The 15,159-nt window shown below is 73.0% G+C and carries 14 protein-coding genes; 8 read left to right on the forward strand and 6 right to left on the reverse strand.

The window, feature by feature from the left end:
- Positions 1 to 10: 10 nt before the first annotated feature.
- The 3 genes from PotMrB4_RS13820 to PotMrB4_RS13830 all read right to left on the reverse strand — a co-directional run bounded on the left by PotMrB4_RS13820 (position 11) and on the right by PotMrB4_RS13830 (position 2,447).
- Positions 11 to 1,291 (reverse strand): zinc-dependent alcohol dehydrogenase, encoded by a 1,281-nt coding sequence (locus PotMrB4_RS13820; protein ID WP_172433618.1) that lies wholly within the window; start codon positions 1,289 to 1,291, stop codon positions 11 to 13.
- Between the two features lie 110 nt (positions 1,292 to 1,401).
- Positions 1,402 to 2,010: a prepilin-type N-terminal cleavage/methylation domain-containing protein gene (locus tag PotMrB4_RS13825; RefSeq protein WP_142016282.1), complete on the reverse strand. Its 609-nt coding sequence runs from the start codon at positions 2,008 to 2,010 to the stop codon at positions 1,402 to 1,404.
- Positions 2,010 to 2,447 carry a GspH/FimT family pseudopilin gene (locus tag PotMrB4_RS13830; RefSeq protein ID WP_172433619.1) on the reverse strand — a complete coding sequence of 146 codons (438 nt, stop codon included), beginning with the start codon at positions 2,445 to 2,447 and terminating at the stop codon, positions 2,010 to 2,012. The genes PotMrB4_RS13825 and PotMrB4_RS13830 overlap by 1 nt, the downstream gene beginning before the upstream one ends.
- A 57-nt stretch (positions 2,448 to 2,504) precedes the next feature.
- Between PotMrB4_RS13830 and PotMrB4_RS13835 the strand changes: the two genes are divergently transcribed.
- Entirely contained in the window at positions 2,505 to 2,930 is a 426-nt protein-coding gene (locus tag PotMrB4_RS13835) for a type II secretion system protein N (protein ID WP_172433620.1), read from the forward strand.
- A gap of 5 nt (positions 2,931 to 2,935) precedes the next feature.
- On the opposite strand, the gene gspI is transcribed toward PotMrB4_RS13835, so the two are convergent.
- Positions 2,936 to 3,328: a type II secretion system minor pseudopilin GspI gene (gspI, locus tag PotMrB4_RS13840; protein ID WP_172433621.1), complete on the reverse strand. Its 393-nt coding sequence runs from the start codon at positions 3,326 to 3,328 to the stop codon at positions 2,936 to 2,938.
- A 245-nt stretch (positions 3,329 to 3,573) separates the two neighbouring features.
- Here gspI and gspG point away from each other — a divergent pair, with 245 nt between their 5' ends.
- From gspG to gspF, 7 genes are read left to right on the forward strand one after another with little or no spacing between them, the layout of a single operon-like run.
- Positions 3,574 to 4,002: a type II secretion system major pseudopilin GspG gene (gspG, locus tag PotMrB4_RS13845; RefSeq protein ID WP_107331509.1), complete on the forward strand. Its 429-nt coding sequence runs from the start codon at positions 3,574 to 3,576 to the stop codon at positions 4,000 to 4,002.
- A gap of 20 nt (positions 4,003 to 4,022) precedes the next feature.
- A complete protein-coding gene (gspK, locus tag PotMrB4_RS13850) occupies positions 4,023 to 4,868 on the forward strand; it encodes a type II secretion system minor pseudopilin GspK (RefSeq protein ID WP_172433622.1) in 846 nt (281 codons plus the stop codon).
- Complete coding sequence (gene gspL, locus PotMrB4_RS13855) at positions 4,865 to 6,001, forward strand: type II secretion system protein GspL (protein ID WP_172433623.1); 1,137 nt, start codon at positions 4,865 to 4,867, stop codon at positions 5,999 to 6,001. Before gspK ends, gspL begins: the two co-directional genes overlap by 4 nt.
- Complete coding sequence (gene gspM / locus PotMrB4_RS13860; RefSeq protein WP_172433624.1) at positions 5,991 to 6,521, forward strand: type II secretion system protein GspM; 531 nt, start codon at positions 5,991 to 5,993, stop codon at positions 6,519 to 6,521. The genes gspL and gspM overlap by 11 nt, the downstream gene beginning before the upstream one ends.
- A complete protein-coding gene (gene gspD, locus PotMrB4_RS13865; protein WP_172433625.1) occupies positions 6,518 to 8,857 on the forward strand; it encodes a type II secretion system secretin GspD in 2,340 nt (779 codons plus the stop codon). Before gspM ends, gspD begins: the two co-directional genes overlap by 4 nt.
- Positions 8,854 to 10,272, forward strand: a complete 1,419-nt coding sequence (gspE, locus tag PotMrB4_RS13870) for a type II secretion system ATPase GspE (protein WP_172433626.1) — start codon at positions 8,854 to 8,856, stop codon at positions 10,270 to 10,272. The genes gspD and gspE overlap by 4 nt, the downstream gene beginning before the upstream one ends.
- Before the next feature lie 8 nt (positions 10,273 to 10,280).
- Positions 10,281 to 11,483 (forward strand): type II secretion system inner membrane protein GspF, encoded by a 1,203-nt coding sequence (gspF, locus tag PotMrB4_RS13875; protein ID WP_172435088.1) that lies wholly within the window; start codon positions 10,281 to 10,283, stop codon positions 11,481 to 11,483.
- On the opposite strand, the gene PotMrB4_RS13880 is transcribed toward gspF, so the two are convergent.
- Both PotMrB4_RS13880 and PotMrB4_RS13885 read right to left on the reverse strand, forming a co-directional pair.
- A complete protein-coding gene (locus PotMrB4_RS13880; RefSeq protein WP_172433627.1) occupies positions 11,464 to 13,212 on the reverse strand; it encodes an FAD-dependent oxidoreductase in 1,749 nt (582 codons plus the stop codon). The two genes, gspF and PotMrB4_RS13880, sit on opposite strands and share 20 nt — an antisense overlap.
- 196 nt (positions 13,213 to 13,408) lie before the next feature.
- Complete coding sequence (locus tag PotMrB4_RS13885) at positions 13,409 to 14,947, reverse strand: nucleobase:cation symporter-2 family protein (protein WP_044403046.1); 1,539 nt, start codon at positions 14,945 to 14,947, stop codon at positions 13,409 to 13,411.
- Positions 14,948 to 15,159: the final 212 nt, after the last annotated feature.

The raw sequence follows: 15,159 nt of genomic DNA on the forward strand, positions 1-15,159 counted from the left end.
GCGTCCCCCGTCAGCGCTGGCGGTCGTCGGCGGCCCGCTGCAGGGCGCCGGCCACCTGTTCGGCGTCCTTCACCTGCTCCTCGCCGGCAGTGCCGGCCGAGCCGTGGCGCTGGGGATGCAGCTCCACCTTGATCCAGCCGGCTTCGCGCCGGTCGAAGGCCTTGAACGCCTCGATGGCATCGCCCATGGGCTTGACCTGGGTGAGGATGCGCGCCGGGTCGATGCGCTTGGCCAGCACCAGTTCGATCAGCCGGGGGATGTACTTGCGGTGGTGGCAGTTGCCCATGTTCAGGGTGAGGTTCTTGTTCATCGCCAGGCCGATGGGGAAGTGCCGCGCCTGGGGCGGGTAGACGCCGATGATGGACAGCGTGCCGGCCTTGGCAAGGCCCTCCACGGCCCATTGCAGGGCCTGGCTGGGGGCGTCGCCGGGGTGCCAGTTGGCGCCGTCCGGGTGGGTGCGCGGGGTCAGCTCGGCCATTTCCTGGCGCTGCGCACTGCCGCTGGCGCACCCGTGCTCGGCGTCCACGCCCACGGCGTCGATGGCGCGGTCCACGCCGATGCCGTCGGTGAGCCGGCGCAGCACCTGCACCGGGTCTTCCCGGTCGAAGTCGATCACCTCGGCACCTTGCTGACGGGCCATGCGCAGGCGGTCGGGCCGGTGGTCCACGGCGAACACCCGCGCCGCGCCGAAGAGGAACGCGCTGGCGATGGCGAACTGGCCCACCGGCCCGCAGCCGAACACCGCCACGGTGTCGCCGGGGGTGATCTCGGCCATCTCGGCGCCGAAGTAGCCGGTGGGGAAGATGTCGGACAGCAGGATGGCCTGGTCGTCGCTGATCTCGCTGGGCAGGCGCACCAGGCCGATGTTGGCGTGGGGGATGCGCGCCTTCTCCGCCTGCAGCCCGTGGAACGGTCCGGTGGCGGCGGGGCCGCCGTAGAAGGCGGTGCCGGCCTCCTTGCCGTTGGGGTTGGCGACGTCGCACTGGGCGTAGTAGCCGGCCCGGCAGTAGCTGCAGTTGCCGCAGGCGATGGTGGAGGGCACCACCACCCGGTCGCCCACCTGCAGGTTGCGCACGTCGTCCCCCAGGGCCTCGACGATGCCGACGCCCTCGTGGCCGAGGATGGTGCCCTTGACCATGCCGCTGACACTGCCGCGCACGAAGTGCAGGTCGGTGCCGCAGATGGCCGAGGCCGTGAGGCGGATGATGGCGTCGGTCGGGGCCTGCAAGGTGGGTTCGGGCACATCCTCCAGGCGGATGTCGCCCACGTCATGGAAAACCATGGCCTTCATGCTGGCTGCTCCTGTCTGGCTCCGGGACCGGCCGGGGTCGTGCCCGGCCACCTGATGAGTCCGACTGGGGCAGGGCGGTGGGGTTCAGGTTTTCTGCCCGGGCGGGCGGCTCAGTCCAGCGGGCCGAACACCTGGCGGTAGCGCTCGCGCCCCTGGGGCGTTTCGCGGCTGAAGCGCAGCTCCAGGCCCCGGGGATTGCGCACCGGCGTACCGGCCAGGGCGTGCCAGCCGCTGCCCTCGGCCCAGGTGCGCAGCTGGAAGTCGCCGATGCCCTCCAGCACCGTCACCGCGCGCCCCAGGGGCGGCAGCGGGTAGCGCTGTGCCGGGGCGGAGGTGGCGCGCCGCAGCACGCCGCCTTCCACCCACCAGCGCACCCGTTGCAGCGCGCCGGGCTGGCCGGGGGCGCGGCGCACCAGCTCCAGGCGGGTGGGCAACCGGCCGCCGCCGCGCACCTGCACCGCTGCCAGGCGCTCGGCGGGGGGCGGCGGGTCGTCGGCGCGGCGCGGGGGTTCCAGCTCCACCCCGGCGCGCTGGTCCAGGTCCCGCTGCAGCTGATTCAGTGCCCGCAGCAGGGCGTCGTCCCGCTCCGTGGCCAGGCGCAGGTGCTCGTCGGCGCGGCTGACGCTGTCCAGGCCGCGCCAGGCAATCAGCGCCACCACCGCCATCAGCAGGATCGCCACCATCACCTCGATCAGGGTGAAGCCCCGCTGGCGCGCCATCACTCCAGCTCCAGGCGGCCGTCGGCGCCGCGCACCAGGGCGACTCGGTTCAGCCCGTCGGAGAGTTCCACCCGTGCCGGGCTGCCCAGCCACTCGGCGTCCAGCAGCAGCCGGGGCGGGGTCGCCCGCACCCGCGCGCCGGCCAGTTGCCAGGGGCGCGGGCGCAGCGTGGCATCGCCGTCCAGGGCACTGCCGGCCGACGCGCCCAGGCGGCGGAAGCGGTAGCCGCGCTCGTCCGCCTCCCAGGCGATCACCTCGCCGCTGCTGCGGGCCTCGTCCTGGGCCATCTGCAGCAACAGCACCAGGCGCCGCGCCTCGTCCCGCAGCAGGCGCGCCGGGTCGGGGCGGATGCTCAACCCCACGGCGGCGCTGGCGATGCCGATCACCACCAGCACCACCATCAGCTCCACCAGGGTGAAACCCCGAGCCCGTGACACAAAACCGTGAAGATCGCCTGCTAGGGTCGGCTGCCTGACCTCAGGGAGGACCGCCCCATGCACTGGACCCGCCGACCCGACCCCGCCGCCCTGGTGCAGGGCGCCGCCATCCTCGCCACCCTCGCAGGGCTGGCCACCTGGTACCTGCTGCTGAGCGACCCGCCGCCCCTGGAGGCCCGCGCCAGCAGCGCCACGGCCGTGCAGGTGGCGGTGCCGGAACAGCCGGCCCGCTGGTTCGCCCGGCGCAGCGACAGCGTCACCCTGCAGGTGACCGGGCTGTTCGCCGGCCCGCGCGGGCGAGTGGCGATCCTCGCCGTGGACGGCAGCAGCCCGCAGCCGTTCCTGGTCGGCGAGCCGCTGGCCGAGGGGGTGTGGCTGGAGGCCATCGAGCCCGATGCCGTGGTCATCCGGCGGGGCGAGCGCCGCGAGCGCCTGGCCATTCCGCGCCTGGCCCAGGGGCCGGAGCTGCCGGACCTGCGCTGAGCGCCTCATGGGCGCACCGCCCCGGCATCCTGCGCCGGCAGGCGGGCGTTCAGGCGGGCCAACGGCGGGCCGTCGGCGTCCCGGGGGTGGACCTCCAGGCGCAGGTTGAACAGCTCGCCGTCCCGCGTCACCTCGCGCACGCACGCCAGGCGCAGCCGGCCCTGGTCGCAGTCGCGCACCTCGCGCCCGCCGCGCAGGCGGCCCTGCAACTGCGCCTCGGCCAGTTCACTGCGCGCCGCCAGCAGCGCCAGCGAACGGTCCCGCAACAGGCCGCTGCCCTGGGTCGCCACCCCGGCGGCGCGCACCGCTGCCGACATGGCCACGGCGACGATGGCCAGGGCCACCAGCACTTCCACCAGGGTGAAGCCGGCCGCATGGCGGCGGGGGAATCGGGTCATCGCGCGTTCTCCAGGCTGTGCCCGCGACCCTAGCCGGGGCAGCTGACGAAACGGCGACCAATGCTCAGGAGGAGGCCGCCCCCGGGCGCCAGGCACAGCCCCGGGAGCCGCATCCCAGGGCCGCCGGGGCCGCCAAGCTCCCGAGGATTTTCAATCGGTCTGACATATCCGCTTGGAACAATCCGCTGCATCTGATCGGGCGAGAGCCCGCCGACCGGCAAGGACTGCAGCGAGGAGTAACGGATATGGATGGCGTGCGCCTGGCCTCCCAGCGAGGCTTCACCCTCATCGAGATCATGGTGGTGGTGGTGATCCTCGGGATCCTTGCCGCGATGGTGGTGCCCAAGGTGCTCGACCGGCCGGACCAGGCCCGCGCCACCGCCGCCCGCCAGGACATCGCCGGGCTGATGCAGGCCCTCAAGCTCTACCGCCTCGACCAGGGCCGCTACCCCAGCCAGGCCCAGGGCCTCAAGGTGCTGGTGGAAAAGCCTGCCGACGCCTCCACCAGCAATTGGCGCGCCTACCTCGAACGCCTGCCCAACGATCCCTGGGGCCGGCCCTACCAGTACCTCAACCCGGGCGCCAACGGCGAAGTGGACGTGTTCTCCCTGGGCGCCGACGGCCAGCCCGAAGGCGAGGGCGTGAACGCCGACATCGGCTCCTGGCAGCTTTGAACGTGGACCGGCAACGGGGCATGGCGGTGATCAGCGCGCTGCTGGTGGCGGCGCTGGTGGCGGTGATCGCCGCCGGCCTGCTGGCCCGCCAGGCGCGGCTGGTGCGCCTGGCGGAAGGTGAGGGCGAGCGCCAGGCGGCCCAGTGGGTGGCCCGCAGCGCCACGGCCTTCGGCCTGCAGCGCCTGCGCCAGGCCTGGCAGCAGGACCCGGCCACGCGCCTGGACCAGGGCTGGGCCCGTGGCTGGCAGCTGCCGGTGTCCGACAGCGCCGCATTCGACGGGCGCCTGCTGGACGAGCAGGGCCTGTTCAACCTCGCCAGCCTGGTGCACGAGGGCCAGCTCGACCCGCTGGAGCAGGCCGCCTTCCAGCGCCTGGGGGCCAGCCTCGGCGTCGCCCCGGCGACCCTCGCCGCCCTGGAACAGCGCCTGCTGGCCGCCTACGGCGAGGCCCGCCTGCCGCGCCCACGCAGCCTGGAGGACCTGGCCGGTGCCCCGGGGGTGGAGCCCCGTGCCCTGGCGCGGCTGGCGCCCTTCGTCACCGTGTTGCCACTGCCCGGCTGGGTGAACGGCAACACCGCGCCGGCCGAAGTGATCGCCGCGCGGGTGCCCGGTCTCGGCCTGGAGCGGGCTCGCGCCCTGGTGGCCGAGCGCGACCGGGGCCAGGGCTTCATCAACAGCGGCGACCTGCTCAATCGCCTGCGCCTGCCGCAGCTGGACACCGAGCAGGTGCGCCTGGGCATCACCAGCGAATGGTTCCGCCTGCAGGGTCAGGTTCGCGTCGGCAGCCGCCAGTGGCCGCTGGAGGCCTTGCTGTTCCGCCCCGAGGACGGCGCGGCGCGGGTGGTCTGGTCGCGGGTGGGCGCATGAAGCGCCGCCTGCGCCTGGCCCTGCCGCCCCTGCGCCTGCTGGAGCCCGGCAGCGTGCTGGAGGGCCTCTGGCTGGAAGCACGCGGGCAGGCCTTGCCCTGCTCGGTGGCGCTCCCGACGCTGGCCGCCACGTTGCGCGGCGCGCCCCTGGAACTGCGCTTGCACCCCGAGGACAGCCTGCTGGCGCGGGTGGCGCTGCCGCCCTTGCCGGCTCCGCGCCTGGCCGCCGCGGCCGCCTGTGCCCTGGACGGCCTGGCCCTGGAAGGGCGCGATGCCCTGCACCTGGCCCATGGCCCGCGCGAGGCCGACGGGCAGGTGCAACTGGCCTGGCTGGCACGCCCGGCCCTGGCACGGCTGCAACGCCTGCTGGCAGGCGTTCGCTTCCGCCTGGTGCCGGCGCCGTTCTTCCTGCCGCTGCCGCCGCCCGGCCAGGTCAGCGCCCAGTGCCTGGACGGCCACCTGGTGGCACGCAGCGGGCCGGACCACGGCTGGGTGCACCCGCTGCCGGCGCTGGCCCTGGCCGAGCAACCCAACCCGGCCCGCTGGCACTGGCTGGGGCCAGGCGGCCCCGAGGGTGTCGCCGCGCTGCCCGCCGAAGCCGCCTGGCAAGGGCCGGCTGGCACCCTCGACCTGGCAGCCGGTGCCGCCCCGCGCCACGCCGGCACGGCGCGCTGGGGGCGGGCCCTGGGTTGCTGCGCCCTGGCGGCGCTGGTCTGGACCCTGGGCCTGAACCTCTACGCAGCGCAGCTCGCCGAGCAGGGCCAGGCCCTGCGCCGGCAGATGAACGAGCGCGTGCGCCAGGCCTTCCCGCAGCTGCCGGTGGTGCTCAACCCGCTGCAGCAGGCCCGCCAGCAGCGCGACGCCCGCCTGGCCGGGCAGGCGCCGGGGGCGGACGGCTTCGACAGCCTGTTGCGCCAGGCCGGCCTGGCCCTGGCGCTGCCGGCCGGCAGCCTGGAGGGGCTGGACTACGCCGACGGCGCCCTGCACCTGATCCGCCCGGCGCGCAGCGCCAGCCCCTTGCCGGCCGACTGGCAGGCGACCCTGGCCCCCGCCGGCCTGGAGGGCGAGGCCGTGGCCGATGGCTGGACCCTGCGCCGTGCGCCGGCCCCGGAGGCCCGCCGCGATGAACCGTGAATCCCTGCAGCAGCGCTACGACGAGGCGCGCCAGGCCTGGCAGCGGCTGGCGCCCCGCGAGCGCCGCGTGCTGCGCGTGGCGGCCCTGGTGCTGCCGCCGTTGCTGCTGTGGTTCGCCCTGGTGGACCCGGCGTTGCAGCGCATCGACCACTGGCAGGCGGAGCTGCCACGCCTGCGGGCCCAGGCGCAGACCCTGGAAACCGTGCTGGCGGAGGCGGGCGTGGGTCAGGTCCTGCCCCCCGGGGAGGCCGACGCCCGCCTGCGCGAGACCCTGGAGCGGGCCGGGCTGACGGAACACGTGCGCCTCGGCGGCGAACCGGGGCGTTGGCAGGTGCAACTGGACGGCGCCCCGGCGCCGGCCCTGATGGAGTGGCTGCTGGGCGGCTTGCCCAGCGTGCCGGTGCGGGTGCGCGAAGTCCGCCTGCGACGGGATGGCGAACGCGATGGAGAGTCGGCGGAAGGCCGGCTCACGGGTGTCATCGAATTGGACAGGGCGCCAGGCACAGGGGAAGGATCATGACAAAACGTAATGGGCACGGCTGGCAGGGCCCGGCGCTGCTCGGCCTGGTGGCGGCCCTGGCCGCCTGCAGCCAGGGCGGCGCACAGGTGCCGCCGGTGCTGCCGGCCCCCAGCGAACTGGGGCGCCCGCTGGTGGCGCCGGGACCGGCGGTGGACACCCTGGCCGAGCGCCAGCGGCGCCAGGCCCAGCTGGAACAGCAGCAACGCGAGGCACGGGCGCGCCAGGCCCACGCACCAGGGCCGTCGGCGCCGCGCCCGGCAGCGGGCAGCGGGGCGTCCGGCCTGGGGGAGCAGCCGGTGCAGCTGAACTTCGTCGAGGCGGACATCCCGGCGGTGTTGCGGGCGCTGTCCCGCGCCACCGGCCGGCAGTTCCTCGCCGATCCCCGGGTCAAGGGCCAGCTGACCCTGGTCTCGGAAGGGCCGGTGCCGGCGCGGACCGCCTACGGGATGCTGCTGGCGGCGCTGCGCATGCAGGGCTACTCGGTGGTGGAGGCGGGCGAGGTCAGCCAGGTGGTGCCCGAGGCGGACGCCAAGCTGCTGGGCGGGCCGGTGGGCGACGGCGACCGCGCGGCGGGCAACGGCATGATCACCCGCACCTACCGCCTGCAGTACGAGAACGCGGTGAACCTGATCCCGGTGCTGCGGCCCATCGTCTCGCCGAACAACCCGATCAACGCCTACCCCGGCAACAACACCGTGGTGGTCACCGACTACGCGGAGAACCTCGACCGGGTGGCGGCGATCATCGCCAACATCGACGTGCCGGGCTCGGTGGACACCGACGTGGTGCCGGTGCGCAACGGCATCGCCACCGACATCGCCGCGATGCTCGGCGAACTGATGGACACCCCCGGCGGCGATGCCGGGCAGAAGGTCTGGGCGGTGGGCGACCCGCGCTCCAACAGCGTCATCCTGCGCACCGGCAGCCCGGAGCGCACGGCCCTGGCGCGGCAGCTGATCGACCGCCTGGACAGCGCCCAGGGCAACCCCAGCAACCTCCACGTGGTGTACCTGCGCAACGCCCAGGCCAACAAGCTGGCCCAGGCCCTGCGCGGGCTGCTCACCGGCGAGGCAGAGGCCGGCGGCGGGCAGGGTGACGGCACCCGCGAGCGGCTCAACGGCGGCGAACTGGGCGGCCAGGGCCAGGCCGGCAGCCCCCGGCAGACCGCTGGCACGGGCACCCCGTCCCGCAGCGGCAGCCAGGCGGCAACCGCCACCACCCCGACCGCCAGCGGCCAGGCCCACGGGGTGGAAGCGCCGGTGGCGTTTTCCGCCGGGGGCGCCACGGTGCAGGCCGACACCACCACCAACACCCTGCTGATCTCCGCGCCCGAGTCGCTGTATCGCAGCCTGCGGGAGGTGATCGACCTGCTGGACCAGCGCCGCGCCCAGGTGGTGATCGAGAGCCTGATCGTCGAGGTCAGCGAGGACGACGCCAGCGAGTTCGGCATCCAGTGGCAGGCCGGCGACCTCGCCAACGGCTGGTTCGGCGGCGCCAGGCTGGGCGGCTCCGGCCTCACCACCACCGCGCGCAACAGCCTGGACGTGCTGCCCGGCGGGCTGAACATCGGCAAGGCCTCCGGCGGGGTGGACATCCCCGGTGTCGGCCGGGTGCTGGACCTCAAGGTGCTGGCCCGGGCGCTGAAGGCCAAGGGCGGCACCAACGTGCTGTCGACGCCGAACCTGCTGACCCTGGACAACGAGGTGGCGAGCATCTTCGTCGGCCAGACCATCCCCTTCGTCACCGGCAACTACGTCACCAACGGCGGCGGCAACAGCAACAACCCGTTCCAGACCATCGAGCGCGAGGAGGTGGGGCTGCGGCTGAACGTACGCCCGCAGATCTCTGAGGGCGGCACGGTGAAGCTGGACATCTACCAGGAGGTCAGCAGCGTGGACGAGCGCGCCACCAGCGACGCCGGCACGGTGACCCAGAAGCGCGCCATCGACACCAGCATCCTCCTCGACGACGGCCAGATCATGGTGCTCGGCGGCCTGCTGCAGGACGGCTACACCGAGACCAGCAACGCCATCCCCGGGCTCTCGGCGCTGCCGGGTGTGGGGGCGCTGTTCCGCAGTGACCGGCGCACCCGCAGCAAGACCAACCTGATGGTGTTCCTGCGTCCCTACATCGTCCGCGATGCCGCCACCGGCCAGGGCATCACCCTCAACCGCTACGACTACATCCGCCGCGCCCAGGGCGCGCTGCAACCGGTGCGGCGCTGGTCCCTCGACGACATGCAGGCGCCGCAGCTGCCACCGGCCGCCCAGGCCATGCCAGCGGCACAGCCCAGGCCGATGCGTGCCGTGCCGCTGGCCCCGGGGGAGCAGCCGTGAGCGGCCTGCCCTATGCCTGGGCGCGGGCCCAGCGGGTGCTGCTGGAGGGCGGCACGGACGAGCCGGTGCTGCTGATCAGCGAGGCCACCCCCGGCTGGGCCATCGGCGAGGCGCTGCGGCGGTTCGCCGGGGCGCGGCTGCAGCCGGTCAGTGACGCCGAGCTGGAACAGGCCCTGGCACGGGCCTACGCCGACACCGGCAGTGCGGCGGCGGTGGTGGGCGCGGTGGAGAGCGAGGTGGACCTGGACCGCCTGCTGCAGGACATCCCCGAGGTGACCGATCTGCTGGAGGCGGAAGACGGTGCGCCGGTGATCCGCATGATCAACGCGCTGCTGACCCAGGCCGCGCGGGACGGCGCCAGCGACATCCACATCGAACCCTTCGAGAGCCACGCCGTGGTGCGCTACCGGGTGGACGGCACCCTGCGCGACGTGGTGGCGCCGCGCAAGGCGCTGCACCCGGCGCTGGTGTCGCGGATCAAGATCATGGCGCAGCTGGACATCGCCGAGAAACGCCTGCCCCAGGACGGCCGCATCGCCCTGCGGGTGGCCGGCCGGCCCATCGACGTGCGCGTTTCCACGGTGCCCACCGGCCACGGCGAGCGGGTGGTGATGCGCCTGCTGGACAAGCAGGCCGGGCGCCTCAGCCTGGAGCGCCTGGGCATGGCGCCGGGGCTGCTGGCGCGGCTGGACGGGCTGATCCGCCAGCCCCACGGCATCGTGCTGGTCACCGGGCCCACCGGCTCGGGCAAGACCACCACGCTGTACGCCGCCCTGGCCCGGCTGGATGCCAGCGTGCACAACATCCTCACCGTGGAGGACCCGGTGGAGTACGACCTGCCGGGGATCGGCCAGGTCCAGGTCAACGCGCGTATCGACATGACCTTCGCCCTGGCCCTGCGGGCGCTGCTGCGGCAGGATCCGGACATCATCATGATCGGCGAGATCCGCGACCTCGAGACGGCGCAGATCGCCGTGCAGGCGTCCCTCACCGGGCACCTGGTGCTGGCCACGCTGCACACCAACGACGCGGTTTCCGCCGTGACCCGCCTGGTGGACATGGGCGTGGAACCCTTCTTGCTGGCCTCCAGCCTGCTGGGGGTGCTGGCCCAGCGCCTGGTGCGGCGGCTCTGCCCGCAGTGCAAGGCGCCCGACCCGCTGCAGCCCGGCGGCTGGCGCGCGGTGGGCTGCACGGCCTGCAACCACACCGGCTACAGCGGGCGCACCGGCATCCACGAGCTGTTCGTGATGGACGACGGCACACGGGCGCTGGTCCATGAAGGTGCCGCCGAGCAGGTGCTGCGCCAGGCCGCGCGGGCGGCGGGGATGGCCAGCATGCGCGACGACGGCGAACGCTGGATGCTCGACGGCACCACCACGCGGGAGGAGATCCTGCGCGTGACCCGGGACACCTGAGCATGGACGTGCAGCGCTACCGCTACGAGGCCGCCGACACCGGCGGGCGCATCGAGACCGGCGTGCTGGAGGCCGACAGCGAGCGCGGGGCCCTGGCAGCCCTGCGCGGGCGCGGCCTGGTGCCGCTGGAGGTGGCCCCGGCGGTGCCGGCCGCTTCGGCGGGCTGGTTGGCGCCGCGCCTGTCGGAAACCGAACTGGCCGGCACCACCCGCCAGTTGGCCAGCCTGCTGGGTGCCGGCATGCCGCTGGAGGCGGCGCTCAGCGCGGCGCTGGAACAGGCCGAGCGGCGCCACGTGGCGGAGGCCCTGGAGGCGGTGCGGGCGGACGTGCGCAGCGGCGTGCGCCTGGCCGATGCCCTGGGCGCGCGGCCACGGGACTTTCCCGCCATCTACCGCGCGCTGGTGGCGGCGGGCGAGGAGTCCGGCGACCTGGCCCAGGTGATGGAGCGCCTGGCGGACTACGTGGAGGAGCGCAACGCCCTGCGCGGCAAGGTGCTGACGGCGTTCATCTACCCGGCGGTGGTGGGGGTGGTGTCCATCGGCATCGTGGTCTTCCTGCTCGGCTTCGTGGTGCCCCAGGTGGTCAGCGCCTTCTCCCAGGCGCGCCAGGACCTGCCGGGCCTGACCCGCGCCATGCTCCAGGCCAGCGACTTCGTGCGTGCCTGGGGGCTGGCCTGCGCGGCGGCCCTGGTGACCGCCGGCTGGGGCTGGCGGCGCTACCTGCAGAACCCGGCGGCACGCCTGGCCTGGCACACGCGGGTGCTGCGCCTGCCGCTGGTGGGGCGCTTCGTGCTGGGGGTGGACACGGCCCGCTTCGCCTCGACCCTGGCCATCCTCGGTGGCGCCGGGGTGCCGTTGCTGCGGGCGCTGGATGCGGCGCGGGAGACGCTTTCCAACGCGCGCCTGGCGGCCTGCGTGGCCCAGGCTTCCCTGGCGGTGCGCGAAGGCGTGGGGCTGGCGGTGGCGCTGAAGGCGGGGCGGGTGTTCCCGCCGATCCTCATCCACCTGATCGCCAGCGGGGAGAAGACCGGCGCGCTGTCGCCGATGCTGGAACGCGCGGCCCAGACCCTGTCGCGGGACATCGAGCGGCGCGCGCTGGGCATGACGGCGCTGCTGGAGCCGCTGATGATCGTGGTGATGGGCGGCGTGGTGCTGACCATCGTGATGGCCGTGCTGCTGCCCATCATCGAGATCAACCAGCTGGTTCAGTGACTGCGCGCGGGCTGCGGGCCGGGGCATCGAGCCCGGCAGCGTGGCGCCCGGCGATGTAGCCGAAGGTCATGGCCGGGCCGAGGTTGATGCCGCCGGAGGGGTAGTGCCCGCCCATCACGCTGGCCATGTCGGTGCCGGCGGCGTAGAGCCCGACAATGGGCTGGCCCTGGGCATCCAGCACCCGTGCGTGGCCGTCGGTGCGCAGCCCGACGAAGCTGCCGAAGCAGCCGGGCAGCACCTTCACCGCATAGAACGGACCGTGCTCGATGGGTGCCACGCAGGGGTTGGGGCCGGGATGGTTGGCGTCGCCGCTGCGGCGGTTGAAGGCGGTGCTGCCGCGTCCGAAGGCCGGGTCCTGGCCGTCGCGGGCGTGGCGGTTGTAGGCGGCGAGGGTGGCGGCCAGGCCGGCGGGGTCGATGCCGCAGGCGGCGGCCAGTGCCTCGGGCGTGGCCCCACGCTTCAGGTAGCCGCTGCGCAGGTGCGCGCCGATCGGCAGCGGTGCCGGGCGCACGTGGCCCAGGCCGTAGCGGCGGAGGAAACGGTGGTCGCACACCAGCCAGGACACCACCGGTTCGCCTTCCGGCGTGGCGCGCAGCAGGGCGTCGACGTAGTCGTAGTAGCCGTGGGCTTCGTTGACGAAGCGCTGGCCGCTGGGCAGCACGGCGATCACCCCGGGCTTGCCGCGCTCGATGATGTGCGGGAAGTGCCCGGTGCTGCCGTCCCCGTGCGGCACCTCGGACACCGGCGCCCACGCCAGCGGTGCGCGCAGGTCGCGGGCCACCACGCCCCCGGCGGACTCGCCCAGGCGCAGGCCGTCGCCGCTGCAACCGGGCGGCGGCAGGGCCAGGGTGGCCTGGCCGTTGCGCTCGTGCGGCACCAGCTCGCGCCGCCGCTCGGCGTCATGGGCGAAGCCGCCGGTGGCCAGCAGTACGGCACGGGCGCGGATGCTGTGTTCGACGCCGTCCTGCTCGATCACCGCGCCGCTGACGCGGCCTGCCTGCAGCAGCAGGCGCCAGGCCGGGGCCTGGGTCAGCAGGGTGACCCCCAGGTCTTCGGCGGAACGGGCCAGGCGCGCCACCAGCGCCACACCGTTGACCAGCTGCAGGGCGCGACCATGACGGGCCAGGTGCCACAGGTGGCGGCTCACACGCCGCGCCACGTGGAGGAAGGCACGGGGCGAGCGGGTGAGGTTGAGGAAGGCAGCGAGGTCGGTGCCGGCCATGATCGGCATGCCGAGGAACGAGGTTTCCCGCATCGTCGTGCGCAGGCGGGGCAGCAGGTCCAGCACCGCATGGCCGTCGTAGGGCGCGGCGATCAGCTGGTGTCCGCCGGTGGCCGCGCCGGGGGCGTCGCCATGCATGTCGGGAATGCCGTTGCCATCGGCGAACTGCAGGGCGGTGTGCTGCTCGAAGAAGGCCACCATCTCGGGGCCGTGGTCGAGGAAGGCATCCACCAGCTCGGCGCGGTAGTGCTCGCCCAGCACGTGACGCAGGTAGGTGCGGGCCTGCCCGGGCGCCTCGTCGATCCCGGCCCGGCGCGCCAGCGGGTTGCGCGGCACCCACATCCAGCCCCCGGACCAGGCCGTCGCCCCGCCCAGCACCGGGTCCTTCTCCACCAGTACCACGCGCTTGCCGTGGTGAGCCGCCGTAACCGCCGCCGCCAGCCCGGCAGCACCGGAACCGATGACCAGCAGGTCGCATTCGAGGGGAGGGGAAGCGGGTATGGGCATGGGATATTCCTGAATGTGGAACGAGGTTCCATATTCTATGGAGGCACCCGGGGAGGGACCAATCAGGCGGGGTGGGCAGTGGGCGGTCAGCGAACGGAAATGAACAGGCGTTTCCAGCAGGCCCGGCAACCCGCTGGGCCCTGCCGCCAATGAAAAACCCCGTCAGAGGACGGGGTTCTTCAGAGCAGGGAAGCCGTCACGCACTACTGGGTTCCGCCGCCTTGCTGCTGCGCCCGGCACTGCGTGGCGCGGGGTGGTGGTCGTCGTCCTCGCACAGGGGCACTTCATTGCCGGCGGCGTCGTACAGCTTGCCGTTCTGGAAGTAGTCACCCTCGTTCAGGCAGGCGATGTCGGTGTAGCGCAGCTGGCGCTCGCGGCCGGCAGCGATCACCGAAGGCTGGTCGGGCGTGCCGGCGGTGAAGTGGTTGAACACCAGGTTGAGCACGATGGCCATGATCGCGGCGGAGCTGATGCCGGAGTGGAAGATGGTTTCGAACCAGCCGGGGAACTGGTGGTAGAAGGTCGGCGCGGCGATGGGGATCATGCCGAAGCCGATGGAGGTGGCGACGATGATCAGGTTCATGTTGTTGCGGTATTCCACCTTGGCCAGGGTACGGATGCCGCTGGCGGCCACGGTGCCGAACAGCACGATGCCGGCGCCGCCCAGCACGGAGGTGGGTACCGCCGCGATGATGCGCCCCATCACCGGCAGCAGGCCGAGGGTCACCAGGATCAGGCCGCCGGTGGCCACCACGTAGCGGCTCTTCACCCCGGTGACGGCCACCAGGCCGACGTTCTGGGCGAAGGCGCTCTGGGTGAAGGAGCCGAACACCGGCGCCAGGATGCTGGACAGCATGTCGGCACGCAGGCCGTCACCCAGGCGGCGGGAGTCCACCTTGGTGCCGATGATCTCGCCCACGGCGAGGATGTCGGCGGAGGTTTCCACCAGGGTCACCATGATGACGATGCACATGGAGATGATGGCGGCCACATGGAAGGTCGGCATGCCGAAGTGGAAGATCGAGGGGAAGGCCACCAGCGGGCCTTCGGACACCTTGGAGAAGTCCGCCATGCCCAGGGACATGGCCACCAGGGTGCCGATCACCATGGCCAGCAGGATCGACAGGCGCGAGATGGTGGCGCTGCCCACCTTGCTCAGCAGCAGGACCACCGCGAGGGTGAGCCCGGCGAGGCCGATGTTGGCCATGCTGCCGAACTCCGGCGACTGGCTGTTGCCGCCCATGGCCCAGCGCGCGGCCACCGGCATCAGCGTCAGGCCGATGGTGGTGATGACCACGCCGGTGACCAGCGGGGGGAAGAACTTGGTGATGCGGGAAAACACCGGGGTGATCAGCAGGCCGATGAGCGAGGCCGCCATCACCGCGCCGAGCACCGACTGGATGCCGCCGCCTTCGCCGCTCTGGAGGATGGCGATCATGGTCGCCACGCCGGCAAAGGACACGCCCTGGACCAGGGGCATCTGGCTGCCGAAGAAGGGAACACCGAGGGTCTGGAGGAGGGTGGCGAGGCCACCGGCGAAGAGCGAGGCGGCGATCAGCAGGCCGATCTCGGCGGGGGAGAGGCCGGCGGCCTGTCCGAGGATCAGTGGTACGGCAACGATGCCGCCGTACATGGTCAGGACGTGCTGCATGCCGTACGCAAGGTTGGCGCCGACGCTGAGTTTTTCATCTTCCGGCCGTTGTGCTGCGGGCGCGGTCGTAGCGGTGTTTTTCATGGAGGTGCACTCACTTCTTGTCGTTGTGCGCGCACTGTAGTGCTTTTTGTCTCAATGTTTCCAGATGGTTGTATACATAAAATTCAGCACCCTGTGTGCGATTTGCGACCGGCCAGTCGGCGCTTTGGCGTAGGAGCGCGTGAAACCTGCGTTCCAGAGCGGATTCGTTGAAAGGGCCGAAAAGCGTCCGTGGCCGTGAAGCTGGACGAACG

Source organism: Metapseudomonas otitidis, from assembly GCF_011397855.1.
GTDB lineage: Bacteria > Pseudomonadota > Gammaproteobacteria > Pseudomonadales > Pseudomonadaceae > Metapseudomonas > Metapseudomonas otitidis.